Here is a 26,121-nt window from a genome sequence, read left to right as displayed (position 1 = left end):
GGACGGACTCGCCCGGAGCCGCGCACGGGCGGAGCATGGAGGGAGAGGCAAGGGTAAGGAGGTGCGGCGCCATGGCCCACTTCATGGATGTCCACCACGGGATGCGGGGCATCACCGCCGACCAGCTGCACGAGGCGCACCGGGCCGACCTGGCCATCGAGAAGGACGAGGGCGTCCACTTCGAGCGGGCGTGGGCGGACCCGCGCTCCGGCACGGTCTACTGCCTTTCCGAGGCTCCCTCCGCCGAAGCGGTCCAGCGCGTCCACGAACGGGCGGGGCACCGGGCGGACGAGATCCACGAGGTGCCGCTGACCGTATGAGGGAACCCGGCGCTGGGTGAGTGCCCCGGAGCGCACCGGAGGGGCGCCGGCCGCGCGGGCCGTCAGCCGGAGGCGGAACCGTCGTCGGCGGCGGCCCTGCTCGCGGCCCGGCGGTACTCGGCGTTGATGCGCTGGGCTTCCTCCAGCTGGTCCTCGAGGATGACGATGCGGCAGGCGGCCTCGATCGGCGTTCCCTTGTCGACGAGTTCGCGGGCCCGGGCGGCGATCCGCAGCTGATAACGGGAGTACCGGCGGTGTCCGCCCTCGGACCGGAGCGGGGTGATCAGACGGGCCTCGCCGATGGCGCGGAGAAAGCCCGGAGTGGTGCCGAGCATCTCGGCGGCCCGGCCGATCGTGTAGGCGGGGTAGTCGTCGTCATCCAGACGATCGCTGAGCGGACTATCAGCTGTCATGTCACCTCGTGTTGTGCAACGCGTCGAGGGGCCCTGGTGCCGCACGGCACCAGGGCCCCGAGGGGAATTGAACACCATCGGCCGGCTCTACCGCTGGGCCGACCTTCTGTTGGCGTCTGCTCCTCTCCTCCGTACTTCGTGAGCTCCTACCCGGCAGTTCGTGTCTGCCAGGTCTCACTTGACCTTGTCTATGACAAGAATCCTAACCACACAGCAGCGCCATGTCTACTCTCGCAAGAGTAGATTTTGAGGCGCTCCGGCCAGAGGTTCCGGTCGCGGCCCGTGTGCTGTCGCGGCTCTCGTCCGGTCACGGCCCGGACACCGCCGTCTCCGTCCCGGCGTGCGGCACCGCCGGACGCGCGGGCGGCGGCGAGAACGCGATGAGGGCCCTGCCGACGTGCGTCGGCAGGGCCCTCATCGCGTTGTCTGGTGCGGCGGCCTACTCCTTGTGTGCGTCCGCCGGGGCGGCGGCGACGCCGCCGAGCAGAGCCGACGCGGTCTGGAGCGGCGTGGCGGGCTCGCTCACGGGCGCGGCGTCGGGATGGGCATGGCAGGTGAAACCGAGCCGTGCCATCGCCCGGACGACCTCACCGCTGGTGAAGTCGCGGCGGTCCTGGCGGGTGACGACCGCGCCCACCTGCTTGGCGGGATAGCGGCGGCGTCCGATGGTCACGGACTCGCCCGTGATGGGCTCGGGCTTGACGCCCTCCATCGAGGCCAGCACTCCGCTCTTGGTCAGCTCGAACGGATACCGGGCGATCACACAGCGCATGTTGCCTCACAGGGAGAAGGAGAAGGGCCGACCGGGCCGGCCGGGGCGGAACCCCCGGACCGGGCGCCGGACGAGGAGAGCGGTCCGTGCGGGACGTCCCGCAGACGGAGCCGGTCCGTGTACGCGGAGCCGGAGCGGAGGGCGGCGAGCCCGGACCGGGTGATCACGCCCGTGCACTGGTCGTCCCCGTCGCACAGCAGCAGGTACTCGACCCGGGCACCGGCCATCACGGACAGGGCCACCTCGACGGTCATGTCGTCGCGCACCCGCGGTCCGGTCACGTCCATGTCGTCGGCCACGGTCAGGCCGCCGAGCCGAAGTCGGACCGCCGCTGCCCGCCGCCGCGTGCCGTCCGCTCGGCGGACCGGGCCCGGCCGGGGCGGCCCCGGCGCCCCCGGGAGGAGGACGCGGCGCGGCGGGGACGTTCCACGGCCGGCGCGGCGATGACGACCGGGACGCCGGAGGGGGCCTGGGCTCCCGTGATCCGGCTCAGTTCCGCCTCGCCCGAACGCACCGCGGTGATCCGCGGCGTGATGCCGGCCGAGGCCATCAGCCGGCTCATGCCGCGGCGCTGGTCGGGGGTGACCAGGGTGACGACGCTGCCGGACTCGCCGGCCCGGGCCGTACGGCCGCCGCGGTGCAGGTAGTCCTTGTGGTCGGTGGGCGGATCGACGTTGACGACCAGATCGAGGTTGTCGACGTGGATGCCGCGCGCCGCGACGTTGGTCGCCACCAGCACGGTCACCTGTCCGTCCTTGAACTGGGCGAGGGTGCGGGTGCGCTGGGGCTGGGACTTGCCGCCGTGCAGGGCGGCGGCCCGCACACCGCTGTTCAGCAGGTGCTTGGTCAGCCGGTCCACGGCGTGCTTGGTGTCCAGGAACATGATCACCCGGCCGTCGCGGGCCGCGATCTCGGTGGTCGTCTGCCGCTTGTCCGCCTCGTCCACGTGGAGGACGTGGTGCTCCATCGTGGTGACCGCGCCCGCGGACGGGTCGACGGAGTGGACCACCGGGTCGTGCAGGTAGCGGCGCACGAGCCGGTCGACGTTGCGGTCGAGGGTCGCCGAGAAGAGCATCCGCTGCCCTTCCGGGCGCACCTGGTCGAGCAGGGCGGTGACCTGCGGCATGAAGCCCATGTCGGTCATCTGGTCGGCCTCGTCGAGGACGGTGATGCCGACGGTGTCCAGCCGGCAGTCGCCGCGGTCTATGAGGTCCTTCAGCCGCCCGGGCGTCGCGACGACCACCTCGGCGCCGGCGCGCAGCGCACCGGCCTGCCGGCCGATCGACATCCCGCCGACCACGGTGGCCAGCCGCAGCTGCACGGCGCGGGCGTACGGGGTGAGCGCGTCGGTGACCTGCTGGGCGAGTTCCCGGGTGGGGACGAGGACGAGGGCGAGCGGCTGCCGCGACTCGGCGCGCTGCCCGGCCGTGCGGGCCAGTACGGCGAGCCCGAAGGCGAGCGTCTTGCCGGAGCCGGTGCGGCCGCGGCCGAGGACGTCCCGTCCGGCCAGGGAGTTCGGCAGGGTCGCCGCCTGGATGGGGAACGGCACGGTCACGCCCTCGCGCCCGAGCGCGGCCAGCAGCGGAGCCGGCATCTCCAGATCGGCGAACGACTCGACGGCGGGCAGGGCCGGCGTGATCGTCTTGGGCAGGGCGAAGTCACCGCCCTGCGCGGCCGGACGGCCGCCGGCGCCCTGGGGCCGGCCGTTGCGGGACCGGCCGCCCTGGAATCGGCGGGAGGCACCGGAGCGCTTGGCGTCAGCGCCTCCGAAGCGGTCGTTTGTGCGAGTAGTACGGCTGCGATTCACGCGGGACCTTCCTTGATACGGCACGAAACAAGGAATTCCCGCAGCACATGAGCGGCGCAGAGAATCGCGAGAACGAGCCGATGATTGATGAGGGCGGACTGAGCCGGCCCGGGCGACGGGAAAACGTCGCCGTGCGGCGATGGGAAAGGCTTCGCCGCGAGCCTGAAAATGCAGCGAGCCGGGGCCCGCACCCCAAGGTGCGGGCCCCAGCTGCGAAGTATGCGTCAGCGCCGATGTCAGGCGGGGACGATGTTCTCGGCCGTCGGGCCCTTCTGGCCCTGCGCGACCTCGAAGGTCACCTTCTGGCCTTCCAGCAGCTCGCGGAAGCCGGAGGTGGCGATGTTGGAGTAGTGGGCGAAGACGTCGGGGCCGCCGCCGTCCTGCTCGATGAAGCCGAAGCCCTTTTCAGCGTTGAACCACTTCACGGTGCCACTGGCCATGTTATTTCTCCTTCAGGGAAACGGTGCTCGGAGTTCGCCCTGTGCGGACTCCGCGTCGCCGTGTTGATTACCCCGACGGAAAAACCTTCTGGCAACCACACCTGCAACTGAGATCGACAGTAGCACGGTGCCAACGGCCGTGCACGGGCAGAAATTTGGCCGCGGCGGCCGACCGGGGAATACTCGCCGCGCGCCCCCTCTATTTCTCACGTGGCAACCACAGATATTGCTCACCGCAGGGGTGCCGTTTCCACCCGCCCCGCCCCGCCGCAGCGCCCCGACCTCCCCCGATGGGCCGTGCGCCACCGCCGCGGTCGCCAGCGGCGGAGGCGCGGGCGAGGCCCCGTATCTCCCCCGCCGCGACGAAGGTCACATCGGCGTGGGGCGGGGAGGTGAGCCGGGGCCCGCCCGCCGCGAGCCCCGTGCTCCGTCTACGGCCTGCTGCTCTCCAGCCAGGACCGGGCCGGTTCCGCGGTGCGGGAGGTGTCCACGGTGAGTTCCAGACGCGTGCCCCCGTCGGCGCCCGCGGGGTAGCTGCGTTGCTCGGTGGCGGCGAAGCAGCGGCGGAGGACTTCCGCGACCCGGCGGGCGACCTCGGGCGACGCGGCGGCGATGTGCACCTCCGCGCATCCGTCCGGCGGCGTTTCCAGCGGCTCCATGGCGACCCCTCGTGCCCTCGGACAAAGATCGGCGGACCACCTCTCACCCTACTCCGCCCCCACCCGCGCGCCCGTCCCCGCGCGCCCGTGGCTGACGGACCACGCCGCGCCGGCCCGCCCTTCCGCCCGGCGAGCCCGGAGTCGGGCGCTCCGAGGAGTACGTTGGAACGAGGACGCGACCCCGATCAGGACCGTCCGCCATCCCGGCAGACAGGCGAGTGCCCATGTCCCCATCCGACGCCCCGCGCAAGCCCGGCCTCCTGCCGGACACCGGCCCCGGCCCCGGTCACCGGGAGGTGCGACCCGGGACGGCCGTCGTGCGGCTGGAGACGACCCACGACCGCCGCGGAGTACTCGACGGCGCCTGGTGGCCTCGCTCGCGCGACATCGCCGCGGAGCTCCCCGCGCTGGTCAGCGCGCTGACCGAGCACATCGGCCCGGTGACCCGCGTCGGTCTGGACGCCGGCGCCTGGCAGCAGCTGCCCACCCGCATGGTCATCGACGACCGCGTCGTCCACCTCGACTCCTTCCCGGTCGGCGACGGCACGGTCCTCATCACCAGAGGCGACCAGGACCACTTCTCCCTCCTGGTGATCCCGCCGGACGCGGCCCCCGAGGCGGCCCACGCCGCCATGGCCGCGGCCGTCCGCACCGACGACGCCAGACCGGCCGAACAGATCCTCATCGACACGGGCGCCACCCCCGCACCGGCCGAACCGGCCTCCGGCTCCGCGCCCGGCCCGGCCGACGAGGCCCCGCGCTAACCCCGGGCAGGGGGACTGAAGCGGACCGACCGGGCCGAGGAGCCCGCGAGCATGGCCGACGACAGGTCGGTGACCGGCCCCCAGCGGCGACGGAGCCACCCACAGAAAAGCCCCCGGCCCATACCCTGGCAGTGACGAGCTGTTCAGAGAGGGGGAAACCGTGCCATCTGACGCTACTCCGGACCCCTACGCCGACCCCTTGGTGTTCGGGCAACGTCTGCGAATCCTCCGCACCCGGCGCGGGCTGACTCGTGAGCAGTTGGGGGGCTCGTCGGCCGGTCCGGCTCGTGGGTGAAGAGCGTCGAGACCGGGCGGCTGAAGGCCCCGAAGCTCGACGTGGTACTGAGGCTGGCCGAAATGACACGCAGGCCGCGGTCCGGCACGCGGATACCGTCGCGGACCGGCGGGGTACGCAGGCCATCCTCGCCGAGGTCTACTCCCTGGCCCAGTTCTTCGTGGCCTACCAGCCCGACGCCCCGCTCCTGTGGCGGGTGGCCGAGCGCGGTCTCATCGCGGCGCAGGAGTCGGAGGACCCCCACGCCATCGGTGTCGCCGTCTGGCTCGCCGCGCAGGCGCACCGGGACAGCGGGCCCGCCCACTTCGACGCCGCCGACGACGTCACCCACCAGACCCTCGCCTACCTCGAGCCGCTGCTTCCCGACGCGAGCGCCGATGTCCTGGCCATCACAGGAGCGTTGACGTTCGAGGCCGGCTACACCGCGGCCCGGCGCGGCGAGACCGGCACCGCGTGGCGGTACTGGGACCAGGCCCGGGAGATGGCGGCCCGCCTGCCCGGTGGTTACTACCACCCCGTCACCTCGTTCTCCAGGGCCATCATGGGCGCCCACGCCGTGACCATCGCGGTGGAACTGCACCAGGGGGACGAGTCCGTCAGGCAAGCCGCCGCAGCCGATGCCGTGGTGATCCCGTCCCGCCCCCGTCGCGCCCGCCACCGCATCGAGGAGGCGCGCGGCTACCACCTCGACGGGCAGCCCGACGTCGCGCTGGCCACGCTGGCCCGGGCGCACGAGGCAGCTCCCGAGACGATCAAGTACAACGGCTACGCGAAGCGCATCGTCCTTGAGGAGGCCGAGGCGAAGAGTCCCGCCCGGCGGCGCCGCGCCTCCGAGCTCGCGGTCAGTCTCGGCCTGCTCGCCGCGTAGTCAAGGGGCACAGACTGTGCCCCTTGCCTGATCACCGGGCCTCTGCGGTCGCGTGCGTGGAACGGAACACCCCGACTGCCCTCGGCGATCGTGGTGGACGAGGCCAGCCGGGAGCCGTCCGAGCAGTCCTCCGCCCTTGCTCGGAGCCTGCTCCTCTCCCGGCCGGCCGACTGGAGCTGGCGGGACGAGCAGCAGCGGGTGTTCGCTCAGCACCGCGAGGGGTGACGTCGGCCCTCGACACATCCGCTTGAGGCGTTCGATCAAGCAGATGTGGCGGAGGTCAGGCCGGCCGAGGCACGATGTTCACCGCTCGGTAGTCGTACCCGTCCTGCTTGAAGCCAGGGGCCTCCCACTGGAGGTCCACCCGCTGTCCCGGCGACAGCGTGCGGAAGCCTTCGATCTGGATGTCGGAGTAGTGGCCCCAGCAACCGCCGGGCGTCTCGGGCGAGTCGAGCACGCCCCACCCCTCCTCGTCGCGCCACTCACGAACAGTCGCAGTCACCATGCGGGCACCTTATGGGATCCGTCGGCCTACCGGGGGCCCGAAGACCGTCCAGGGCAACGGGAAAGCTCCCTACCAGCGGAGAACCCGCAGGCAGGGAGCTTACGCGTGGGCGCTTACTTCTTCTTGCCCTGGTTCTTGACCGCCTCGATCGCCGCCGCGGCGGCCTCCGGGTCGAGGTAGGTGCCGCCGGGGTTGACCGGCTTGAAGTCGGCGTCCAGCTCGTAGGAGAGCGGGATGCCGGTGGGGATGTTCAGGCCGGCGATGTCGGCGTCGGAGATGCCGTCCAGGTGCTTGACCAGGGCGCGCAGGCTGTTGCCGTGGGCGGCGATCAGGACCGTGCGACCGGTGAGGAGGTCGGGGACGATGCTGTCGAACCAGTACGGCAGCATGCGGACGACGACGTCCTTCAGGCACTCCGTCTGGGGGCGCAGCTCCGGCGGGAGGGTCGCGTAGCGCGGGTCGGAGAACTGGGAGTACTCGGCGTCGCGGTCCAGCGGGGGCGGCGGGGTGTCGTAGGAGCGGCGCCACAGCATGAACTGCTCCTCGCCGAACTCGGCGAGGGTCTGGGCCTTGTCCTTGCCCTGGAGGGCGCCGTAGTGGCGCTCGTTCAGGCGCCAGGAGCGCTTGACCGGGATCCAGAGGCGGTCGGCGGCCTCCAGCGCGAGCTGCGCGGTGCGGATCGCGCGCTTCTGGAGGGAGGTGTGGACCACGTCGGGGAGCAGACCGGCGTCCTTGAGCAGCTCGCCGCCGCGCGACGCCTCCTTCTCGCCCTTCGGGGTGAGGTTGACGTCCACCCAGCCGGTGAACAGGTTCTTCTCGTTCCACTCGCTCTCGCCGTGGCGGAGGAGGATCAGCTTGTACGGTGCGTCGGCCATGCCTCAGAGCGTAATCCACGCATTCCCCCCTTCGCCCGGCTGCCCGGCGGCCGGGACGGTTGGCGGCGGCTGTTAATCGAGTGGCCTGCCGGGAAGTCCGCTCCGTAATATGTGCTCGCCGCGTGAGCCGCTTACAGATGGCGGTCACAGAGGGTGCTCGCACTCATTTCCTTCTTGGGGGACCGATGCCACTGGCCACACTGAGACGCGCCGCCCGGGAGACCGTCTCCGGGCTCCCCCGCGAGTTCTGGTGGCTGTGGACCAGCACGCTCGTCAACCGGCTCGGCGCCTTCGTCGCCACCTTCATGGCGCTGTACCTGACCCTGGACCGCGGCTACTCCGCCTCCTACGCCGGTCTCGTCGCGGCCCTGCACGGGCTCGGCGGGGTGATCTCCTCCCTGGCGGCCGGGGTGATGACGGACCGCCTCGGGCGGCGGCCCACGCTGCTGGTGGCGCAGGCGTCGACGGCCGCGTCCGTGGCGCTGCTGGGGTTCATGCGGGATCCGGTGGCCATCGCCGCCGTGGCGTTCGTGGGCGGCATGGCCTCCAACGCCTCCCGGCCGGCCGTGCAGGCGATGATGGCGGACATCGTGCGGCCCGAGGACCGTGTCCGCGCCTTCTCGCTGAACTACTGGGCGATCAACCTCGGCTTCGCCGTGTCGTCCATGGCGGCCGGCTTCATCGCCGAGGTCAGCTATCTCGCCGGGTTCCTGATCGAGGCGGGCATGACGATGGTCTGCGCGGTCCTCGTGTTCGTGAAGCTGCCGGAGTCGCGGCCCGCCGAGGTCCCGGCGGCGGCCGGGGACGCGGACACCGACACCGCCGCCGTCTCACTCGGCACCGTCCTGCGCGACGGGCGCTTCATGGGCGTCGTCGGGCTGTCCTTCCTCGTCGCGCTGATCTTCCAGCAGGGGTACGTGGGGCTGCCGGTGGCCATGGGCGAGGCCGGGTTCTCCCCCGCCGACTTCGGCATGGCGATCGCCGTGAACGGGGTGCTGATCGTCGCGTTGCAGATCCCGGTCACCCGGTTCATCGAGCACCGGGACCCGCGGCGGCTGCTGGTCGTGTCCTCGCTGCTGGCGGGGTACGGCTTCGGCCTCACCGCCTTCGCCGGGTCCGTCGGCGTCTTCGCCCTCACGGTCTGCGTGTGGACGCTGGCCGAGATCGTCAACGCGCCGACGCAGACCGGGCTCGTCGTACGCCTCTCCCCCGCGCGGGGGCGCGGGCGCTACCAGGGCATGTACACGATGTCCTGGTCCGTCGCCGCCCTCGTCGCCCCGCTGATGTCCGGTTTCGTCATCGACCGGTTCGGAGCGGCGTGGCTGTGGGGGCTGTGCGCGGTGATCGGTACGGCGGCCGGCGCCGGGTACGCGGCCCTCATGCGCCGGCTGCCCGACGAGACACCGGCCGAGCAGTCGGGCGACGCCCCGGACGGGCGGGCGGCCGGTACGCCGGAGGGGCGAGCGGCCGGAAAGGTGGCCGGGGAAGCGGCGGCGGCCGGGGACGCCGTCAAGGACGCGAGTGCCTGAGCAGTCGGTCCCGGGGCGCCTTCGACCGTGACGTCCGAGGTCGCCGGGGCGGCGCGAGGCAGGGCCGGGCCCGGGCTCACGGGTGCATCCGTGCCCCCTTCAGCACCTTGTCCACGCCGTTCTTCGGGCCGTACACCGCCAGCCCCACGAGGTCCAGCTCGCCGGTCGGTACGGCGCGGACGGCCGCCCGGTTGTCGCGGTCGTTGCCCGTGGCGAACAGGTCGCCGGTGAAGACCGCGCACGGCAGGGAACGGGACAGCACGCGCGCGTGGGCGGCCGTCAGCGTCTCCTTGCCGCCCTCGAAGACCAGCACCGGCTGGCGGAACATCGGCAGGTACGGCACGCCGTCGGCGTCCTCGTAGGGCTCGCCGATCACCTCGGGGAGCCGCGTTCCCAGGCCGCTGACGAGGAACGCGGTGACGTTGAGGCGCTGCCACGTCTCCAGGTCGTCGCGGAGCAGCACGGCGATCTTCGTGTCGAAGCGGACGGGCGGGGTGTCGGGAGCTGCGTCGTTCATGCGCTCAGCCTGCCGACCGGCGCTCGGCCGCGTCTTGTACGTTCTTTGCATGGCCGCGCAGCGCACCGCCACCGACGCCACCGTCTCCGCCTGGCGACCGCGCGTCCCAGGCGTCGTGGAGGTCTTCCACGCGCACTTCACCGAGTACGCCTACCCGATGCACGTCCACGACGCCTGGACGCTGCTGATCGTGGACGCGGGGGCCGTGCGCTACGACCTGGACCGGCACGAGCACGGCACCCCGCTCGACACGGTGTCGCTGCTGCCGCCGCACGTCCCGCACAACGGCGCCCCGGCCACCGCGGACGGCTTCCGCAAGCGGGTCCTGTACCTGGACGGCACCTTCCTCGCCGACGATCTGATCGGCCCCGCCGTGGACGGCCCCGACCTGCGCGACCCGGTGCTGCGGCGGCGCGTCGGACAGGTGCACGCCGCGCTGGCCCGTCCCGGCGACGAGCTGGAGGCGGCGAGCCGGCTGACGCTGATCGGCGAGCGGCTGCGGGCCGCGCTGCGGCCGGGCCGGGCACGCCCCGCCCCGCGCCGGGACCCCGCCCTCGCCCGCAGGCTGCGCGAACTGCTGGACGCCCGGGTGACCGAGGGGCTGGCGCTGGAGGAGGCCACCGCGCTGCTGAACGCCCATCCCGCCCATCTGGTCAGGGCGTTCAGCACCGCGTACGGCATCGCCCCGCACCAGTACCTCATGTCCCGGCGCGTCGGCCGGGCCCGGCGGCTGCTGCTGGAGGGGCACCGGCCGGCCGAGGTGGCCGCCGCCACCGGCTTCTACGACCAGGCGCATCTGACCCGGCACTTCAAGCGGCTGGTGGGCGTGCCGCCGGGGCGGTACCGGGCCGGCGCCTCCCGCTGACGGACGGCCGCGGCGCTGCGCCGCGCCCGGTACGGACCTGCGCGGCCGGCGCGACCGGCAACGCCGCCCGGCCGGGCGGCCCCGGCTCAGTCGGCGGGGCGCTCGGTCAGGTGGCGGAAGGCCTCCAGGTTGCGCGTCGACTCGCCGCGCGCCACCCGCCACGCGTACTCCTTGCGGATCGCGGTCGCGAAGCCCAGTTCCAGAAGGGTGTTGAACGCGCCGTCGGCGGCCTCCAGCACCTGGCCGAGGAGGCGGTCGATCTCCTCGGGGGTGACCGAGGCGAGCGGCAGGCGGGCGGTGACGTAGACGTCACCGTGCCGGTCGACGGCGTAACTCACGCCGTACAGCTTGAGGTTGCGCTCCAGCAGCCAGCGGTGGACGGCGGCCTCGTTCTCGTCGGGGTGGCGGATGACGAAGGCGTTCAGGGAGAGGGAGTGCCGGCCGAGGAGGAGGGAGACGGTCGTCGACAGTTTGCGGGTGCCGGGGAGCCTCACGGCGTAGTTGCCGGGCTCGGGGCTCTCCCACTCCAGTTCGGCGTCCTCCAGGACGCCCTCCACGACCCGCTGCGCCGCCTTCTGTGCCTCAGCCATGGTGCGAGCGTACGCGACGGCGATGGGAGGTGATCGCGGCCGTGTAGACGTCGGCCGTGGCCGCCGCGGCGGTGTCCCAGCCGAAGGACCGCGCGTGCCGGGCGGCGGCCTCGCCCATCCGGGGCGTGAGTTCCGGGTCGTCGGCGAAATCGCGCAGCACGCGCGCGTAGGCGGCGGGATCGTGGCCCTGGACCAGGAAGCCGGTGCTCCGGTCGCGCACCGCGACGGGGAGCCCGCCGACCGCGGCGGCGAGCACCGGCGTGCCGGCCGCCTGCGCCTCGATGGCGACCAGTCCGAACGACTCGCTGTAGGACGGCATGACGAGCACGGACGCGGCCCGGAACCAGTCCGCGAGCTGCTCCTGCCCGACGGGCGGGCGGAACCGTACGACGTCCGCGATGCCGAGGCGGGCCGCAAGCTTCTGGAGGCCCTCCGGCTTGGCGAGGCCGGAGCCGCTCGGGCCGCCGACCACGGGGACGACGAGGCGGGAGCGCAGCTCCGGGCGTTCGTCGAGGAGGACGGCCACCGCGCGCAGCAGCACGTCCGGGGCCTTGAGGGGCTGTATGCGGCCGGCGAAGAGCGGGATCAGGGCGTCCTGCGGCAGACCGAGGCGGGCGCGCGCGGCGGCGCGTCCGTCGGCCGGGCGGAACCGGTCGAGGTTCACGCCCGGGTGGACGACGGCGACCTTGGCCGGGTCGGCGGCGTAGTGCCGGACCAGCTCGTCGGCCTCCTCGGCGGTGTTGGCGATGAGCCGGTCGGCGGCGGTGACGATCTGCGTCTCGCCGATGACCCGGGCGGCGGGCTCGGGGGTGTCGCCCTCGGCCAGGTTGGCGTTCTTGACCTTGGCCATGGTGTGCATGGCGTGCACCAGGGGGGCGCCCCAGCGCTGGGCGGCGAGCCAGCCGACGTGGCCGGAGAGCCAGTAGTGGGAGTGGACCAGGTCGTAGTAACCGGGGCGGTGGCCGGCCCACGCCTGCATCACGCCGTGCGTGAAGGCGCACAGCTGGGCCGGGAGGTCCTCCTTGGCCAGGCCCTCGTAGGGGCCCGCGTCGACGTGCCGGACGAGCACGCCGGGGGACAGCTCCACGGCCGGGGGGAGCGCGGCGGTGGTCGCGCGCGTGAAGATCTCGACCTCGATGTTGATCGCGGCCAGGCGCTGCGCGAGCTCCACGATGTAGACGTTCATGCCGCCCGCGTCACCGGTGCCGGGCTGGTGGAGCGGGGACGTGTGCACGGAGAGCATCGCGACGCGACGGGGCCGCCGGTGCAGCCGGAGCCGCGAGGGAGCCGCCGGAGAGCGACGCCCGAGCCTGCTGACGTACTGGCTCACGTGGCGTTCCTCCTTGCTCGGGCATGCCGGTCGGAGGACACGCGCCGCCCTCCACGGGGTGCGAACATCGGAGGGCGGCATTCCCATTCCCCGTCCGCGGGCTTTGCCCAACCATTACCGCGCCTCGCTCAACCGTTCGGCACCGCCCGGGCCGGACCGCCCGGCGTGCCGGTCGGCTCCGGGCGCCCGCATACCCTCGTACGCATGACACCCCGCGCCTCGGCCCTCCCCCGCCCTCGGCTTCGCCCGAGCGGCGGGAGCCCCGTCGTGGGAACGGTCACGCGCGGGACGACGCATCCGAACCGCCTGCGCCGCATGGACCGCTGGATCGCCGCCACGCACGGCGCCGAGCTGCGCCGCGCCGCCGAGCCCGTCGCCGTCGACCTCGGTTACGGGGCGGCCCCCTGGACGGCCGTCGAGCTGCTGCGCCGCCTGCGCACGGCGGCGCCACGCGCGCGGGTGGTGGGCGTCGAGATCGACCCGGCCCGGGTCGCGGCGGCCGGGCCGTACGCGCGCGAGGGGCTCGTCTTCCGGCACGGCGGCTTCGAGATCCCGATCCCCCAGCGCCCGCATCTGATCCGCGCGGCCAACGTGCTGCGCCAGTACGACGAGAACGAGGTCGCCGCCGTCTGGCGGCGCCTGTGCGCGCGGCTGGCCCCGGCCACGGCGCACTCCCGGGGCGGGCTGCTGGTCGAGGGGACCTGCGACGAGATCGGGCGCCGGCACGTGTGGGTGGCGCTCGGCCCCGAGGGGCCCCGCACGGTGACCTTCGCCACCCGCCTGGGTTCCCTGGGCCGCCCCTCCGACCTGGCCGAACGGCTGCCGAAGGCGCTGATCCACCGCAACGTCCCCGGCGAGCCCGTGCACGCCTTCCTGCGGGACTTCGACCGCTCCTGGGCCGCCGCCGCGCCGTATGCCGCCTACGGCGCCCGCCAGCGCTGGATCCGGGCGGTACGGGACCTGGCGGCGGACTGGCCGGTGACGGACGGCCCCGCGCGCTGGCGGCAGGGGGAGGTCACCGTGCGGTGGACGGCGCTGGCGCCGCGCGCCTGAAACCGCGGCCGGACCACGGGCTCCCCCGCCCGGCCCGCCCGCCGGTCCCGCGGGGGAACGATCAGCGTGCGCCGTACGTCACACAGCGGGGGAGACGGTGTGCCGGGTGGCGGGTGGGAGGGAGCGCTGCCTCTGTCGCTTTCCGCGCCGGCATGGCACCATCCTCAGGCGAGCTATGTTACTGACAGTTAATCAGCTGGGGGCATGGTATGGGTACGGGCAGACGCGGCCTGATCGCAGCGGCCGTGACCGTGGTCTGCGCGGTGACCGTGCTGGCCGCGCCGGGCACGGCGTTCGCGGACCCCGGCCCCGCGCCGCCGCCGGGCGCCACCGCCCCCGGTACCAAGGACCTGGAAGCCGTACGCGCCGAGCTCGACAGGCTCTACCGCGCGGCGGCACTGGCCACGGATCAGTACAACGCGGCCGAGGAGAGGGCGCGGCGGCAGTCCGCCGAACTGGCCGCGCTCGCCCGGAAGATCACCGAGGGCCAGGAGAAACTGGCCCGGCTCAAGGAGCGGGCCGGCGCCGCGGCCCGCGCCCAGTACCGCTCCGGCGGACTTCCGGACGAGGCGAAACTGGTGCTGAGCGATGACCCGGGGGAGTTCCTCGACGGCACGGGCCGGGTGATCCAGGGCCAGCGGGCCACCAAGGGCCTGATCACGGAAACCGACCGCGCCCAGCAGGACTTGAAGACCTACGCCGGGGACGCCTCCGCCCAGTGGGAGAAGCTGGAGGAGAACCGCCGGGCGAAGGCCGCCGCCCAGAAGAAGGTCGAGAAGCAGATCGCGGCGGCCGAGAAGGTCGAGTCCGAGCTGGAGAAGGAGGAGAGGGAGCGCCTGGAGCGGCTGGAGCGGGAGGCCGCGCAGCGGGCGCAGACCGCCTGGCTCGACTCCGGGATCCTGGAGGAGGTCGACGGCGAGGCGACCGGGGACGGCAGGAAGGCCGTGGAATTCGCCACCGCCCAGGTCGGCAAGCCCTACGCGTGGGGAGCCGAGGGCCCCGCGGCGTACGACTGCTCCGGCCTGACCTCGCGGGCCTGGGCGTCGGCCGGCCTCGCCATCCCGCGCACCTCCCAGCAGCAGTGGAAGCGGCTGCGGCACGTCGAGGCCGAGGACATGCGCCCCGGCGACCTGATCATCTACTTCGAGGACGCCAGCCATGTCGGGATGTACGTCGGCGACGGCCGGGTCGTGCACGCCCCGCGGCCGGGGCGGACGGTGACGATCACCGGCGCCGGCTCCATGCCCATCCTGGGGGTGGTGCGCCCGGACCCGGCCTGAGCGACGGGACGCCGGACCGGCCCGGAGCGCCAACTCGGCGGCCGTCCGCGGGAGGTGACCTGGGCCACGTGACCCAGTCCACGCGCCCCCGCCCCGAGGGGCCCGCCCCGGCGTGACGTTCGTCATCCCGCGCGCCCGGTCGTCCCGTCCAACTGCGCCACGGAAAGCGGCATATGACAGTGGCCGGTGGCCCAGCGGCGTGCCCCACGCCATTCCGCTGCGGCACCGGCACCCGCTATGGTCCCCGTCGGTGGGTCGAGGTCCCTCGCCCCGCCATGCCCTCGGGGGGAGGGAAGGAACCCAAGACCATGCCCGTACCCGTACCGCGGCCCCGAGCGATCCCGGCCGTGGAGAGTGGTCAGGCGCAGGCAGCGTCCGCGGGCGGCCGCACGTCCGCGGAGCACTCCGAGGCGCGCGCCGCGCACAGGCAGGACGCCGCCGAGAACACCACGCACACCGTCGACGCCCCTGACACCGAGAAGGCGAGGAAGGCCGGGACCGCCAGGAACACCGCGGAGAACAGCGCTCCCACCAACCTGACGCTGCTGCTGATCGAGGACGACCCGGCCGGTTCGCCGATCGTCCCCGACCTGCTCGACCAGGCCGGCAAGCCGATCCGCGTCCGCACCGCCCGCAACCTCACCGAGGCCGAGCGGCTGCTCACCGACGACGTCCACTGCATCCTGCTGGACCTCGCCCTGCCCGCCCCCGGCCGGGCGGGCGACGGTGGCGACGACGAGCTGGCGGTGCTGCGGCACGTCCTGGAGCTCGCGCCCCGGCACGCCGTCCTCGCCCTGACCGCGTCGAACGACGCCGAGCGCGGCGCGGAGGCGGTGCGCGTGGGCGCCCAGGACTACCTGTTCCGCGACGAGCTGGACGGCCGGCTGCTGAGCCGGGCGATCCGGTACGCCGTCGAACGCAAGCGGTCGGAGTCGGCCGAGCGGCGGCTCGCCGAGGGCAGGCTGCGCGCCCAGGAGAACCGCCGCCTGGAGCGCGGTCTGCTGCCGACCCCTCTCCTGGAGGGCTCCCCGCTGCGCTTCGCCGCCCGCTACCGCCCCGGCCGCTCCCGGGCCCTGCTCGGCGGCGACTTCTACGACGTCGTACGGACCCCGGACGGCACCGTGCACGCCATGATCGGCGATGTCTGCGGCCACGGCCCGGACGAGGCGGCGCTCGGCGTCGAGCTGCGCATCGCCTGGCGCGCGCTGACCCTGGCCGGCCTGTGCGGTGACGAGCTGCTCGGCACGCTCCAGGAAGTGCTGGAGCACGAGCGGTCGGACGACGAGATCTTCGCCACCCTGTGCGCGGTGGACATCGCCCCGGACGGCCGCCGCGCCGGCCTGTGCCTGGCCGGTCACCCGGCGCCGCTGATCGCCGCGCCCGGCCGCCCCGCGCGGCTGCTGCCTTACGACAACAACGGCCCGGCACTCGGGCTGCTGCCCGGCGCGCGCTGGCCCCGGATGCAGGTGGAGCTGGGACCGGAGTGGACCCTGATGCTCTACACCGACGGCCTGATCGAGGGCCGGGTCGGCGAGGGCCGGGAGCGGCTCGGCCAGGAGGGCATGGTGGAGATGGTCCGCCGCCAGCTCGCCCAGGGGCTGCGCGGCGAGGCGCTGCTCCAGGCCGCGGTGAACGAGGTCCGCGACCTCAACGGCGGCGAGCTGACCGACGACGTGGCGGTCCTGCTGCTGGACCGCGTGCCGTAACGGGGCCGGTACGCCGGGCCGGCCCCCACCGGGCCCGTCCCGCCGGGCCCGTCCCGCCGGGCGGGCGAGGCCGGGCGCGGTGGCCACGCGGCCCGAAGGCCGCGGGCCCGAGGACCCGGGGCTCAGGGGCGGACCTACCGCCCGCCGTTGTACGGCCCGTACGGGCCGTCGCTGCTGGAGCCGCGGCGGCGGCTGCGGCCCCCGCCCGGCAGGCCGCGCAGCGCGGGCCGGACGTCGACCATGTACACGATCGTCGCGATCAGACCGATGATCGGCAGGAACGACAGGATGTTGAAGATCAGGTTCACCACGAAGGCGAGCCCGAGGATGATCAGCCAGAAGGGCTTGGTCTGCTTGTCCGCCGCCCGGTAGGCGTCCTCACGGCGCGTGGCGGCGTCGATCAGCGCGAAACCGCTGAAAAGGATCAGGGCCATGCTCAACAGCCACATGAACCCCACGAACCCCTGCATCAGCACAACGTCCACCACCCGACTCGGCTCGTCGATTTACGCGGTCACCGTACCCGCAAGCGCGGGCCCGCTACCGGAGGAACGGGCCGGGCATCCCGCACGTGCCCGGCCCGTACCCGTACGCCCCTGTTGGTCCGCCGCCCGCTTACGGACGGCTCACTCGCCCGACGGGGTCGTGTTCTTCGCGCCGGTGGCCGGCTTCCGCGCCGGGGCCTTCCTGGCCGGGGCCTTCTTCGCCGCGGCCGGCTCGGCCCCGGCGCCGGCGGGCTCGTCCTCCTCGACCGTGACCGGCTCGGGCTTCGGCTCGACGGCGACGGCCAGCTCCTCCACCTCCTCGGCGATGTCCTCGATGCCCTCGGCGGCCTGGCCGCGCCAGGTGCGCACGGCCTGCTCGCCGTGTTCGGCGACCTTCTCGTAGGTCTCCCGGGCCTTGACGGCGTACTCGGCGGCGACGCCCACCCCGCGCAGCGCGAGGTCCTGGGCGGTCTCACCGAGCTTCTTCAGGTCGGTGTCGAGGGAGCCCAGGAACTCGTTCACCTTGGTCTGAAGGGTCGACTGCGTCTCCTTGACCCGGGCGGTCGCCTTCTGCTGGACGTCCTTCGGGTCGGTGTTGCGGACGGCCTCGATACGGGACGGGGCCTCGGCGCGCAGCTGCTCCACCAGGACGGGCACCTTCTTCGCCTGCTGCCAGGCGAGGTCGGCGGTGCCCGCGGCGAAGTAGAGCGGGGTGGGGTCGCTGAGGGTCTTGCGCAGGTCGTCGGTGATGGCCATGGTGCTGGACCTCCCGGTCGCGTTCGCTGTGAGGGTTGTGTGGGGTTCCCGCGCTCGTCCGGCCGGATCGCGCGTCCGTCTCACCCGGCCGAATGGCGCGGTCCGGCGTCGTCGCCACCGGCCTCGCGGGTGCGGCGCGCGACGGCGCCCTGATCGCCCGCCGCCCCGCCGGCGTCGGCGTCGCGGGAACGGCGTACGGCATCGGCGTCGCCGTCAGCGGAAAGGCGTACGGCGTCGGCATCGGCGTCGCCGTCAAGGGAACGGCGTACGGCGTCGGCGTCGCCCGCGCGCAGGCCGCGTATGGAAGTGCCGCCGTCGGGGCCGGCGCCGTCGGAGGCATCGCGCCGCACGCCGTCCCGGGCCTCGCCCGGGGCGTCCGCCCCGTCCCGCTCCCCCGCCGCCCGGTCCGCCGGGACCTCTGCCGGGGAGGGCGCGGAGGCCGGGGCTCCGAAGCCGTTCTCCTTGCGGAAGGACTCGTAGATCTGGAGCAGCACCTGTTTCTGCCGCTCGGTGAGCGTCGGGTCGGCGAGGATGGCGGCGCTCGTCTCCACCTCGTCGCGGTCCCGGTCGGCGTCGAGGATCCCCGCCCGCACGTACAGCGTCTCGGCGGAGATCCTGAGCGCCTTGGCGACCTGTTGCAGCACCTCCGCGCTCGGCTTGCGCAGCCCGCGCTCGATCTGGCTCAGGTACGGATTGGACACCCCGGCGGCGTCGGCGAGCTGACGCAGCGACAGCTGCGCGTTGCGCCGCTGCTCGCGCAGGTACTCACCGAGATTGCCGACGTTGAGCGATGCCATGCCTCCACGATGCCCCACCTTGCTAACTGTTGCAAGCACCTGCTTGCAAAAGTCGTACGCGCGCGGGTGGCGGCGACCGCGGCGAAACTAAGAGGCACCATCATTTGCCTAAAGGCTTTAGGCTGTTCCATACTTCCCTATGGAAGATGACTTCCTCATGGAAGATGACTTCCTCATGGAAGACGACTTCCTCATGGAAGACGACTTCCTCATGGAAGACGTGGGAGAGAGGGAGGACGACGGCCATGGCACGCGCGGGGCTGACCACGGAGCGCCTGGTCCGGGCGGCCGCCGAGCTCGCCGACGAGGTCGGCTTCGACCAGGTCACCGTCTCGGCGCTCGCCCGGCGGTTCGGCGTCAAGGTCGCCAGCCTCTACTCCCACCTGAAGAACTCGCAGGAGCTCAGGACGCGGATCGCCCTGCTCGCCCTGGAGGAACTCGCCGACCGGGCCGCCGACGCGCTGGCCGGACGGGCCGGCAAGGACGCCCTGACGGCGCTCGCGAACGTCTACCGCGACTACGCCCGCGAGCACCCCGGCCGTTACACCGCGGCCCGGCTGCCCCTGGACCCGGAGACCGCGGCGGCCAGCGCGGGGGTCCGGCAGGCGCGGATGACCCGCGCCCTGCTGCGCGGATACGACCTGGCGGAGCCCGACCAGACGCACGCCGTCCGGCTGCTGGGCAGCGTCTTCCACGGCTACGTCAGCCTGGAGGCGGCCGGCGGGTTCAGCCACAGCGCCCCGGACTCCGAGGAGAGCTGGGCCCGCGTCCTGGACGCCCTGGACTCACTGCTGCGCACCTGGCCCGCACCCGGCGCCGGCCACCCCCACCCGTGACCGACGGGCCGGACCCCCGACCGACGAACAGCAGGCCGGAGCCATGCACCCACACGACTGGATCACCACCCCCCTGACCGAGGCCCTCCTGCGCGGCGCTCTCGAACTGGAGCGGACCGAGCGCGGCGGCCTGCTGCCGCACCGGCTGCCCGCCCGGGCCCGCGCGCGGTGCGCCGACCCCCAGCTCGCCCTGGCCGAGTCCCAGCCGTCCGGCGTACGGCTGGTCTTCCGCACCCGGGCCACCGCCGTGGAGCTGGACACCCTGCCCACCAAGCGGGTCTACGCCGGTGCCCCGCCCCGCCCGGACGGCGTCTACGACCTGCTCGTCGACGGCCGCCCGCACGCGCGGGCCGGCGCGGAGGGCGGTCACGTCCTCGCCATCGACCTGGCCACCGGGAAGACCGAGCACCGGCCCGGCCGGCCCGTCACCCTCCGCTTCACCGGCCTGCCCGACCACGCCAAGGACGTCGAGATCTGGCTGCCGCACAACGAGACCACCGAGCTCGTCGCCCTGCGCACGAACGCCCCCGTCGAGCCGGTGCCCGACCGGGGCCGCGCGGTCTGGCTGCACCACGGCAGCTCGATCAGCCACGGCTCCGACGCCGCGAGCCCCTCCACCACCTGGCCCGCGCTGGCCGCCGCCCGGGGCGGCGTGGACCTGGTCAACCTGGGTCTGGGCGGCAGTGCCCTGCTCGACCCGTTCACCGCCCGCGCCATGCGGGACACGCCCGCCGACCTGATCAGCGTCAAGATCGGCATCAATCTGGTCAACGCCGACCTCATGCGGCTGCGCGCCTTCACCCCGGCCGTCCACGGCTTCCTCGACACCCTCCGCGAGGGTCACCCCACCGCGCCGCTGCTGGTCGTCTCGCCCCTGTACTGCCCCCTCCACGAGGACACCCCCGGCCCCTGCGCCTTCGACTTCGGCGCGCTGAGCGAAGGGAAGCTCCGGTTCCGGGCCACCGGGGACCCCGCCGAACGCGCCGCCGGGAAGCTGACCCTCACCGTCATCCGCGACGAACTCTCCCGCATCGTGCGGCAGCGCGCGGCCGACGATCCGCACCTGCACTACCTGGACGGCCGCGCGCTGTACGGCGAGGCGGACTACGCCGAGCTGCCGCTGCCCGACGGACTCCACCCGGACGCCGCCGCCCACCGCCGCATCGGCGAGCGCTTCGCCGAACTGGCCTTCGCCCCCGGCGGCCCCTTCGCCGGCCGCACCGCCTGACCCCCGCTCCGAGCCCCCACCGCACCCCTCCCCGGCTGGGCGCCGCGCACCGCTCCGGCTCGGCGCCGCACCCGTCCCCGCTGGGCGCCGCGCCCCTCCCTGGACCGGTGCCGCGCACCTCCCCGGCCCGGCGCCGCGCGCCGCCCGCGAACACCCACTTTTTTGTGCGTACTTGGCAGCGGACGCGCACCGGCGGACCCTGGTGGAGGGGCGAACGGGACGGCACCGGGCCATCGGAAAAGGAGCGAGGGGGTGCGGATGCGTCAGGACGCCGTGCGCGTCACGGCAAGCCGCTCCAGGCGGCGGTGGCCCCAGTCGGAGACGGGTCCGAGCGCCTCGGCGAGGTCACGGCCGAACGGGGTCAGGGAGTACTCGGTCTTCGGCGGCAGCACGTCGTACACCTCCCGGTGCACCAGTCCGTCCGCCTCCATCTCGCGCAGCGCCTGAGTCAGCACCTTCTCGGTGAGGCCGGGCACCCTCCGGCGCAGTTCGGCCGGGCGGTGCGGGCCGGATTCGAGCAGCCACAGCAGCGTGGTCTTCCACTTGCCCTCGATCACGGCGATCGCCGCGGTCACGCCGCAGACCTCCGGATCGTGACGCCGGTGCGTCATGCCGTGCCCCGTTTCTCAGTGATTGTCAATTGTTCTGTTCATTATGGGAGTTGAACCATGTCCCTGCACAGCGATCAGCCCACCGCCGCCGTCCCCTCTGTCACCGTCCTCGGGCTCGGCCCGATGGGCCGGGCGCTGGCGGGCGCCTTCCTGGACGCCGGAGTGCGCACCACCGTCTGGAACCGCACCCCCGGCCGCGACACCGAGCTGGCCGCCCGGGGTGCCGTCCCGGCCGCCTCCGCCGAGGAGGCGGTGGCCGCCAGTGACCTGACCGTCGTCTGCGTGGTGAACTACGACGCCTCCGACGCCGTACTGCGCCAGGACGCCGTCACCACCGCCCTGAAGGGCCGTACGGTGGTGAACCTGAGCGCCGACACGCCCGAGCGGGCCAGGGACACCGCGGCCTGGGCCGACCGGCACGGCGTGCGCTACCTGGACGGCGCGATCATGACGCCGGCGCCGACCATCGGCACGGCCGACGCGGTGTTCCTCTTCAGCGGACCCGAGGAGCTCTACCGGGAGCACCAGCCCGTGCTGGCGGTGCTCGGCGGCAGCCACACCCACCTCGGCGAGGACGCCGGCCGGGCCGCGGCGTACGACATCGCGCTGCTCGACATCTTCTGGACCGCGATGGCGGGGTACGCGCACGCCGTCGCCGTGGCGCGGGCGGAGGGCGTCACCGCGCGCGAGCTGGCCCCCTTCGCCCAGGGCATCGCCGCCATCCTCCCGCCGCTGTTCACGGAGTTCGCCGGGGACATCGACGACGGCACCTACTCCGGTGAGCTGAACCCGATCACGTCGGCGGCCTCGACGATGGCGCACGTCGTCCACGCCTCCGAGGCCCACGGCATCGACGCGGGCGTGATGCGGGTGATCGAGGGCCAGGCCCGGCGGGTGATCGCCCAAGGGCACGGCGGCGACGGGTTCAGCCGGGTCGTGGAGCTGCTGGGCCGGGCCTGACCCGCCGGGCGGGCCCGGGTCGGGCCTGATCCCCGGGCGGCCCGGCGGGTCAGAACGGCAGCGGCCGCCCGTGCACCACCTCCAGCCGGGACACCGCACGGGTCAGCACCACGTAGAGCCGGTGCGGTCCCCGCTCCTCCGCCTCGGCGATCGCCGCGGGCTCGACGGCCACGACATGGTCGTACTCCAGGCCCTTGACGACGCTCGCCGGGACCACGGCGACCCGGGCGCCCGGCTCCTCGGGCCCGGCCGCCCCGATGCCCGCCGCGTCCAGTGCCGCCCGCACCCGGGGCACGTCCGCGTCGGCGGCGATGACCCCGACGGACCCCTCCCGGGCGAGCGCGCCCCGTACGGCGGCGGCGACCGCGGCCGGCACCTCGCCGGGCGCGACCGCGCGGAACGCCAGCTCACCGTCGCCGCGCAGCGACCGAGCGGGCGGGACGTCGACGCCGAGCCGCTCCAGCAGCCGGTTGGCGAGGCCGACGACCGCCCGCGGCACCCGGAATCCGGTGGTCAGCGGCACCACGGCGGCGTCCGGGCGGCCCAGGTGGCGCAGGACCGTCGCCCAGGACCGCGCCGCCCACGGGGTGGTGCCCTGCGCCAGGTCGCCGAGGACGGTGAGCGAGCCGAAGGCCGCCCGCCGGGCGATGGCCCGGCACTCCATCGGGGACAGGTCCTGCGCCTCGTCGACGACGATGTGGCCGTATCCCTGGGGGTGTTCGAGGAGCCCGGCCACCTCGTCGAGGAGGACCAGGTCGGCGGCGGACCAGCGGGCCGACTTCCACGACCGCGGGGGCCGCGCCCACAGCACGGCCTTCTGCTCGTCGGCGTCGAGCAGCCCGTCGGCGGCCTCGGCCAGCGCCCCGGGGTCGCCGAGCAGTGCGGCGACGACCTCCTCCGGCCGTACCCGGGGCCATACGGCGTCGAGGCAGGCGCCGACCGGCCGCGCCCGTTCGATCCCGCGCGCCCAGGCGCTGGTGCGCGGCCCGCCGCGCCGCTCGGCCTGGTCCTGGAGGTGGCGCACGATCCGGCCGCGCACCCGTTCCCGCCCGACGCCGTACGGGGGTTCCTCCGCCCGCACCCCGGCGACGATCCGCGCGAGTTCGTCGGCGGGCACCCGCCAGCGGTACGAGCCGTCCGGCACGGCGAGGGAGCCGGCGGCACCGGCCCCCACCCGCGCGTACAGCGCCCGGCGCAGCACCCCGGCCATCCGCGCGTCGTGCTTGACGGCGGCGGCCCGCTCCTCGTCGGCACCGGTGACGGGGTGCCGGGCGATCTCCTCCTGGAGGGTCGCCTGCCGCACACCGGTCTCGCCGAGGGCGGGAAGCACCTCGGAGATGTAGGAGAGGAAGGTGCGGTTCGGGCCGAGGATCAGCAGACCGCCGCGCTGGACGCGCCGCGGGTGGGTGTAGAGCAGGTAGGCGGCCCGGTGCAGGCCGACGGCGGTCTTGCCGGTGCCGGGGGCGCCCTGCACACAGACGGAGGCGGACAGCTCGCCGCGGACGAGGTCGTCCTGCTCGGGCTGGATGGTGGCGGCGATGTCGCGCATGGGCCCGACGCGCGGCCGTTCGATCTCCCGCCGGACGATATCGCCCGGCCGGGACTCGCCCCGGCCGAGGTGCTCGTCCTCCAGCCCGGTGAGGTCGGCGGAGTCGCCCCGGCCGCCGGGCGCCCAGCCGAAGCGGCGGCGGACGGCGACGCCCTGCGGGTCGCGGGCGGTGGCCTGGTAGAAGGCGCGGGAGACGGGGGCGCGCCAGTCGACGACCAGGGGCGGTTCGGCGGGGTGCTCGGTGATCCGCAGCCGGCCGATGTGGTAGCGCTGCCCGGCGTGCTGCCCGCCGGACCCGTCCCGCGCGCCCGCGAAGTCCAGCCGGCCGAAGAACAACGGCCCCTCGGGCAGCTCGCGCAGCGCCTTGGCCCGGCTGCGCAGGCGGTAGCCGAGTACTTCGGCGTCGGCGCCGGAGGCGGAGACGTCCTCGCCGGTGACGACCTGTTCCCGGGCCCCGGCGGCCATGGCGGCGAGAGCGGCGCGGCAGCGGTCGTGGTGGGCGCGTTCCTGACGGAGGGCGTGGCGGAGGGCGGGGTCGGATGGCGTCATGCCACCGAGCGTACCCAATAACGTTACCGAGTTACATTTCTTACCGAGATTCTAACGGGCTCCCCGGGCGAGGTCAGGGCACCCTGGCCAGGTCAGGGCTCCCCCGGCGCCAGGGCTCCCAGGCGAGGTCAGGGCCCCCAGGCCGGGTCAGGCGCTCACGCGAGGTGCGGCAGTCCCGCCGCCAGCAGCCCGAACGCCCGCTCCGCCGCCGCCACCGCGTCCGCCCGGACGTCCGCCACCCGTTCCCCGGCCGCGATCCGGCGCCAGTTCTCCTGGGCGAGGATCCGCTGGACGGCGACGATCTGCCCGGCGGCCAGCCGCGCCTCCAGGTCCCCGCCCAGCGCCTCGGCGAGCGCGGCCTCGGAGCGCTCCAGATGCGTGTGCAGCCGCGCCACCAGCGCGGGAGTCCCGTACAGCAGTGCGTGGAAGGCCAGCACCTCCGGGTCGTCGTTCAGCCCGGTGACCGGATCGCACCGCCGCAGCCCGTCGAGGAAGTGCCGCCGCAGCGCCTCCACGGGCGCCGGCCCCTGCCGCGCCGCCCGCGCCGCCTCTCCCTCGTGGTCGGCGATCCGGTGCAGGACGAGGTCCTCCTTGGCCGGGAAGTACCGGAACAGCGTGGGTTTGGAGACCTCCGCCGCGGCGGCCACCTCGGCGACGGACACCGCGTCGAACCCCTTCTCCACGAAGAGCCGGATGGCGATGTCCGACAGCACCTGGTACGTCCGCCGCTTCTTCCGCTCCCGCAGGCCCATCTCGCTCATGCCGGTGAGCCTACGCAGCCCCCTGCCCGCCCCACCGGCCGGCAGCGGGCCGGTGGGGCGGCGCCCGTCTCGCGGGAGGCCGCGGGCTACTCCCTCAGCAGCCGGAGCACCGGCTCAAGCGATCTGATGACCACCGGGGCCCCGGCCCGCCGCAGGGCCTCCGCCTTCCGCTCGGCGCGCGCGTAGCCGAGGAAGCCCACGCCCGCCTCCCGCGCGGCCGCGACGGCGGCGGGGGTGTCACCGATCACCAAGGTGGTGGAGGGCACGGCTCCGGTCGCGTGCAGGGCGCGGTCGAGGCGGTGCGGGTCCGGCGCGAGGCGGTGGGCGTCCGGGGTACGGCCGTAGATGCGCGGTTCGAAGCAGGCCAGCAGGCCGCGCCCGGCCAGATAGGCGCGGACCGCGCGCGGGGACCGGTCGGTGACGACGGCCTGCCGGGCCCCCACCGCGGTCCAGGTCCGTATCAGCGGATCCGCGTAGGCGGCGGGCATCGCGGAGGCGGCGGCCCGCAGTTCCTCCTGGGTGAGACGTTCCTCCAGTTGGGCGATCAGGTCACCGCCCGGACGCCGCCGGTGCGCGGCGCGCAGCACGGCCTGCGGATCGGGGGCCTCCCGCCCGGGCTCGGCCCGCGGGTCGGGGGCCTCCCGCCCGGGCTCGGCCCGCGGATCGGGAGCCACTCGCCCGGCCTCGGCCCGCGGATCGGGAGCCTCCGGCTCGGCCCGCGGATCGGGAGCCACTCGCCCGGCCTCGGCCGGCAGGCCGCGCAGGCCCCGGCCCTCCAGCCACCGCAGCAGATCGGCCGACACACGCTCCGCCGCGTGCCCGGCGAAGAGCCGGCAGACCGGCCCGTCGAAGCCCCAGAGCACGAGGCGGGCGCCGATGACCAGGTTCCGTAACCGCTCCGGGCCGGCGTCGGTTTCCGCCCGCGCCGACTGTATGTGCGTCGCATCGGAAGTCACCAGGCAAGTGTCAGGTCCATGGCGGTGGTTTCCCAGAGGGCGTCC

Annotated in this window: 29 protein-coding genes and 1 pseudogene; 12 read left to right on the top strand and 18 right to left on the bottom strand. The window is 74.0% G+C overall.

Annotated features, from left to right (window positions below):
- Nucleotides 1-71 precede the first annotated feature (71 nt).
- Nucleotides 72-320, top strand: coding sequence for an SCO4226 family nickel-binding protein (locus AB0L74_RS07665; protein ID WP_365646894.1), 249 nt, complete (start codon nt 72-74; stop codon nt 318-320).
- Nucleotides 321-382: 62 nt separating this feature from the next.
- Here the strand turns inward: AB0L74_RS07665 and AB0L74_RS07660 are convergent, their stop codons facing one another.
- From AB0L74_RS07660 to AB0L74_RS07635, 6 genes are all read right to left on the bottom strand, one after another.
- A complete protein-coding gene (locus AB0L74_RS07660; protein WP_365646891.1) occupies nt 383-733 on the bottom strand; it encodes a helix-turn-helix domain-containing protein in 351 nt (116 codons plus the stop codon).
- Between the two features lie 439 nt (nt 734-1,172).
- Nucleotides 1,173-1,505, bottom strand: a complete 333-nt coding sequence (locus AB0L74_RS07655) for an SCO5918 family protein (RefSeq protein WP_365646888.1) — start codon at nt 1,503-1,505, stop codon at nt 1,173-1,175.
- Nucleotides 1,493-1,792, bottom strand: coding sequence for a CBS domain-containing protein (locus AB0L74_RS07650; RefSeq protein WP_365646885.1), 300 nt, complete (start codon nt 1,790-1,792; stop codon nt 1,493-1,495). The genes AB0L74_RS07655 and AB0L74_RS07650 overlap by 13 nt, the downstream gene beginning before the upstream one ends.
- Nucleotides 1,793-1,806: 14 nt before the next feature.
- The gene (locus AB0L74_RS07645; RefSeq protein ID WP_365646882.1) at nt 1,807-3,312 is read right to left on the bottom strand and encodes a DEAD/DEAH box helicase; all 1,506 of its coding nucleotides are present in this window, start codon (nt 3,310-3,312) and stop codon (nt 1,807-1,809) included.
- A 236-nt stretch (nt 3,313-3,548) separates the two neighbouring features.
- A complete protein-coding gene (locus AB0L74_RS07640; RefSeq protein ID WP_029382810.1) occupies nt 3,549-3,752 on the bottom strand; it encodes a cold-shock protein in 204 nt (67 codons plus the stop codon).
- Between the two features lie 431 nt (nt 3,753-4,183).
- Nucleotides 4,184-4,411 carry a hypothetical protein gene (locus tag AB0L74_RS07635; RefSeq protein ID WP_365646879.1) on the bottom strand — a complete coding sequence of 76 codons (228 nt, stop codon included), beginning with the start codon at nt 4,409-4,411 and terminating at the stop codon, nt 4,184-4,186.
- A 224-nt stretch (nt 4,412-4,635) separates the two neighbouring features.
- Between AB0L74_RS07635 and AB0L74_RS07630 the strand changes: the two genes are divergently transcribed.
- From AB0L74_RS07630 to AB0L74_RS07620, 3 genes and pseudogenes are all read left to right on the top strand, one after another.
- Entirely contained in the window at nt 4,636-5,175 is a 540-nt protein-coding gene (locus tag AB0L74_RS07630; protein ID WP_365646877.1) for a DUF5994 family protein, read from the top strand.
- 160 nt (nt 5,176-5,335) lie between these two features.
- A pseudogene (locus tag AB0L74_RS07625) lies at nt 5,336-6,338 on the top strand (helix-turn-helix transcriptional regulator).
- Nucleotides 6,339-6,428: 90 nt separating this feature from the next.
- A complete protein-coding gene (locus tag AB0L74_RS07620) occupies nt 6,429-6,563 on the top strand; it encodes a hypothetical protein (RefSeq protein ID WP_365646874.1) in 135 nt (44 codons plus the stop codon).
- Between the two features lie 55 nt (nt 6,564-6,618).
- Here AB0L74_RS07620 and AB0L74_RS07615 read toward each other — a convergent pair whose 3' ends face one another.
- Both AB0L74_RS07615 and AB0L74_RS07610 read right to left on the bottom strand, forming a co-directional pair.
- Complete coding sequence (locus tag AB0L74_RS07615) at nt 6,619-6,843, bottom strand: cold shock domain-containing protein (RefSeq protein ID WP_365646871.1); 225 nt, start codon at nt 6,841-6,843, stop codon at nt 6,619-6,621.
- Between the two features lie 113 nt (nt 6,844-6,956).
- Nucleotides 6,957-7,718 carry a phosphoglyceromutase gene (locus AB0L74_RS07610; protein WP_365646868.1) on the bottom strand — a complete coding sequence of 254 codons (762 nt, stop codon included), beginning with the start codon at nt 7,716-7,718 and terminating at the stop codon, nt 6,957-6,959.
- A gap of 185 nt (nt 7,719-7,903) precedes the next feature.
- Between AB0L74_RS07610 and AB0L74_RS07605 the strand changes: the two genes are divergently transcribed.
- Nucleotides 7,904-9,247, top strand: coding sequence for an MFS transporter (locus AB0L74_RS07605; RefSeq protein ID WP_365646865.1), 1,344 nt, complete (start codon nt 7,904-7,906; stop codon nt 9,245-9,247).
- A gap of 76 nt (nt 9,248-9,323) precedes the next feature.
- Here the strand turns inward: AB0L74_RS07605 and AB0L74_RS07600 are convergent, their stop codons facing one another.
- Nucleotides 9,324-9,764 carry a DUF2000 domain-containing protein gene (locus AB0L74_RS07600; RefSeq protein ID WP_365646862.1) on the bottom strand — a complete coding sequence of 147 codons (441 nt, stop codon included), beginning with the start codon at nt 9,762-9,764 and terminating at the stop codon, nt 9,324-9,326.
- A gap of 49 nt (nt 9,765-9,813) precedes the next feature.
- On the opposite strand from AB0L74_RS07600, the gene AB0L74_RS07595 reads away from it, so the two are divergent.
- Nucleotides 9,814-10,629 (top strand): AraC family transcriptional regulator, encoded by an 816-nt coding sequence (locus tag AB0L74_RS07595; protein ID WP_365646859.1) that lies wholly within the window; start codon nt 9,814-9,816, stop codon nt 10,627-10,629.
- 86 nt (nt 10,630-10,715) lie between these two features.
- Here the strand turns inward: AB0L74_RS07595 and AB0L74_RS07590 are convergent, their stop codons facing one another.
- On the bottom strand, nt 10,716-11,219 hold the full coding sequence (locus tag AB0L74_RS07590) for a YbjN domain-containing protein (RefSeq protein ID WP_365646856.1): 504 nt from the start codon (nt 11,217-11,219) through the stop codon (nt 10,716-10,718).
- Complete coding sequence (gene mshA, locus AB0L74_RS07585) at nt 11,212-12,549, bottom strand: D-inositol-3-phosphate glycosyltransferase (RefSeq protein ID WP_365646853.1); 1,338 nt, start codon at nt 12,547-12,549, stop codon at nt 11,212-11,214. Before mshA ends, AB0L74_RS07590 begins: the two co-directional genes overlap by 8 nt.
- 267 nt (nt 12,550-12,816) lie before the next feature.
- Between mshA and AB0L74_RS07580 the strand changes: the two genes are divergently transcribed.
- The 3 genes from AB0L74_RS07580 (at nt 12,817) to AB0L74_RS07570 (ending at nt 16,588) form a co-directional block, all read left to right on the top strand.
- A complete protein-coding gene (locus AB0L74_RS07580; RefSeq protein WP_365646850.1) occupies nt 12,817-13,602 on the top strand; it encodes a class I SAM-dependent methyltransferase in 786 nt (261 codons plus the stop codon).
- A 209-nt stretch (nt 13,603-13,811) separates the two neighbouring features.
- The gene (locus tag AB0L74_RS07575; protein WP_365646846.1) at nt 13,812-14,882 is read left to right on the top strand and encodes a C40 family peptidase; all 1,071 of its coding nucleotides are present in this window, start codon (nt 13,812-13,814) and stop codon (nt 14,880-14,882) included.
- 308 nt (nt 14,883-15,190) lie between these two features.
- Nucleotides 15,191-16,588 carry a SpoIIE family protein phosphatase gene (locus AB0L74_RS07570; RefSeq protein WP_365646843.1) on the top strand — a complete coding sequence of 466 codons (1,398 nt, stop codon included), beginning with the start codon at nt 15,191-15,193 and terminating at the stop codon, nt 16,586-16,588.
- A gap of 134 nt (nt 16,589-16,722) precedes the next feature.
- Here the strand turns inward: AB0L74_RS07570 and AB0L74_RS07565 are convergent, their stop codons facing one another.
- From AB0L74_RS07565 to AB0L74_RS07555, 3 genes are all read right to left on the bottom strand, one after another.
- Nucleotides 16,723-17,058 carry a DUF2516 family protein gene (locus AB0L74_RS07565; protein ID WP_365646840.1) on the bottom strand — a complete coding sequence of 112 codons (336 nt, stop codon included), beginning with the start codon at nt 17,056-17,058 and terminating at the stop codon, nt 16,723-16,725.
- 156 nt (nt 17,059-17,214) lie between these two features.
- Entirely contained in the window at nt 17,215-17,829 is a 615-nt protein-coding gene (locus AB0L74_RS07560) for a hypothetical protein (protein WP_365646837.1), read from the bottom strand.
- A gap of 80 nt (nt 17,830-17,909) precedes the next feature.
- On the bottom strand, nt 17,910-18,626 hold the full coding sequence (locus AB0L74_RS07555; protein WP_365646834.1) for a helix-turn-helix transcriptional regulator: 717 nt from the start codon (nt 18,624-18,626) through the stop codon (nt 17,910-17,912).
- A gap of 245 nt (nt 18,627-18,871) precedes the next feature.
- Here AB0L74_RS07555 and AB0L74_RS07550 point away from each other — a divergent pair, with 245 nt between their 5' ends.
- The gene (locus AB0L74_RS07550; RefSeq protein ID WP_365646831.1) at nt 18,872-19,462 is read left to right on the top strand and encodes a TetR/AcrR family transcriptional regulator; all 591 of its coding nucleotides are present in this window, start codon (nt 18,872-18,874) and stop codon (nt 19,460-19,462) included.
- A 43-nt stretch (nt 19,463-19,505) separates the two neighbouring features.
- Nucleotides 19,506-20,690, top strand: a complete 1,185-nt coding sequence (locus AB0L74_RS07545) for a GDSL-type esterase/lipase family protein (protein ID WP_365646828.1) — start codon at nt 19,506-19,508, stop codon at nt 20,688-20,690.
- Nucleotides 20,691-20,953: 263 nt separating this feature from the next.
- Here AB0L74_RS07545 and AB0L74_RS07540 read toward each other — a convergent pair whose 3' ends face one another.
- Nucleotides 20,954-21,301, bottom strand: coding sequence for a helix-turn-helix domain-containing protein (locus tag AB0L74_RS07540; protein ID WP_365646826.1), 348 nt, complete (start codon nt 21,299-21,301; stop codon nt 20,954-20,956).
- 57 nt (nt 21,302-21,358) lie between these two features.
- On the opposite strand from AB0L74_RS07540, the gene AB0L74_RS07535 reads away from it, so the two are divergent.
- The gene (locus tag AB0L74_RS07535; protein WP_365646823.1) at nt 21,359-22,261 is read left to right on the top strand and encodes an NAD(P)-binding domain-containing protein; all 903 of its coding nucleotides are present in this window, start codon (nt 21,359-21,361) and stop codon (nt 22,259-22,261) included.
- Nucleotides 22,262-22,310: 49 nt separating this feature from the next.
- On the opposite strand, the gene AB0L74_RS07530 is transcribed toward AB0L74_RS07535, so the two are convergent.
- The 3 genes from AB0L74_RS07530 to AB0L74_RS07520 form a co-directional block, all read right to left on the bottom strand.
- Complete coding sequence (locus AB0L74_RS07530) at nt 22,311-24,359, bottom strand: AAA family ATPase (RefSeq protein ID WP_365646820.1); 2,049 nt, start codon at nt 24,357-24,359, stop codon at nt 22,311-22,313.
- A 155-nt stretch (nt 24,360-24,514) separates the two neighbouring features.
- Entirely contained in the window at nt 24,515-25,120 is a 606-nt protein-coding gene (locus tag AB0L74_RS07525) for a TetR family transcriptional regulator (protein ID WP_365646817.1), read from the bottom strand.
- Nucleotides 25,121-25,206: 86 nt separating this feature from the next.
- Nucleotides 25,207-26,076 (bottom strand): HAD family hydrolase, encoded by an 870-nt coding sequence (locus tag AB0L74_RS07520; protein ID WP_365646815.1) that lies wholly within the window; start codon nt 26,074-26,076, stop codon nt 25,207-25,209.
- Between the last annotated feature and the right edge of the window lie 45 nt (nt 26,077-26,121).

The organism is Streptomyces sp. NPDC052020, from assembly GCF_040680575.1.
GTDB lineage: Bacteria > Actinomycetota > Actinomycetes > Streptomycetales > Streptomycetaceae > Streptomyces.
The sequence above is the reverse complement of the archived record's forward strand: the minus strand, read 5'-3'. Positions and strand labels throughout refer to the sequence as shown.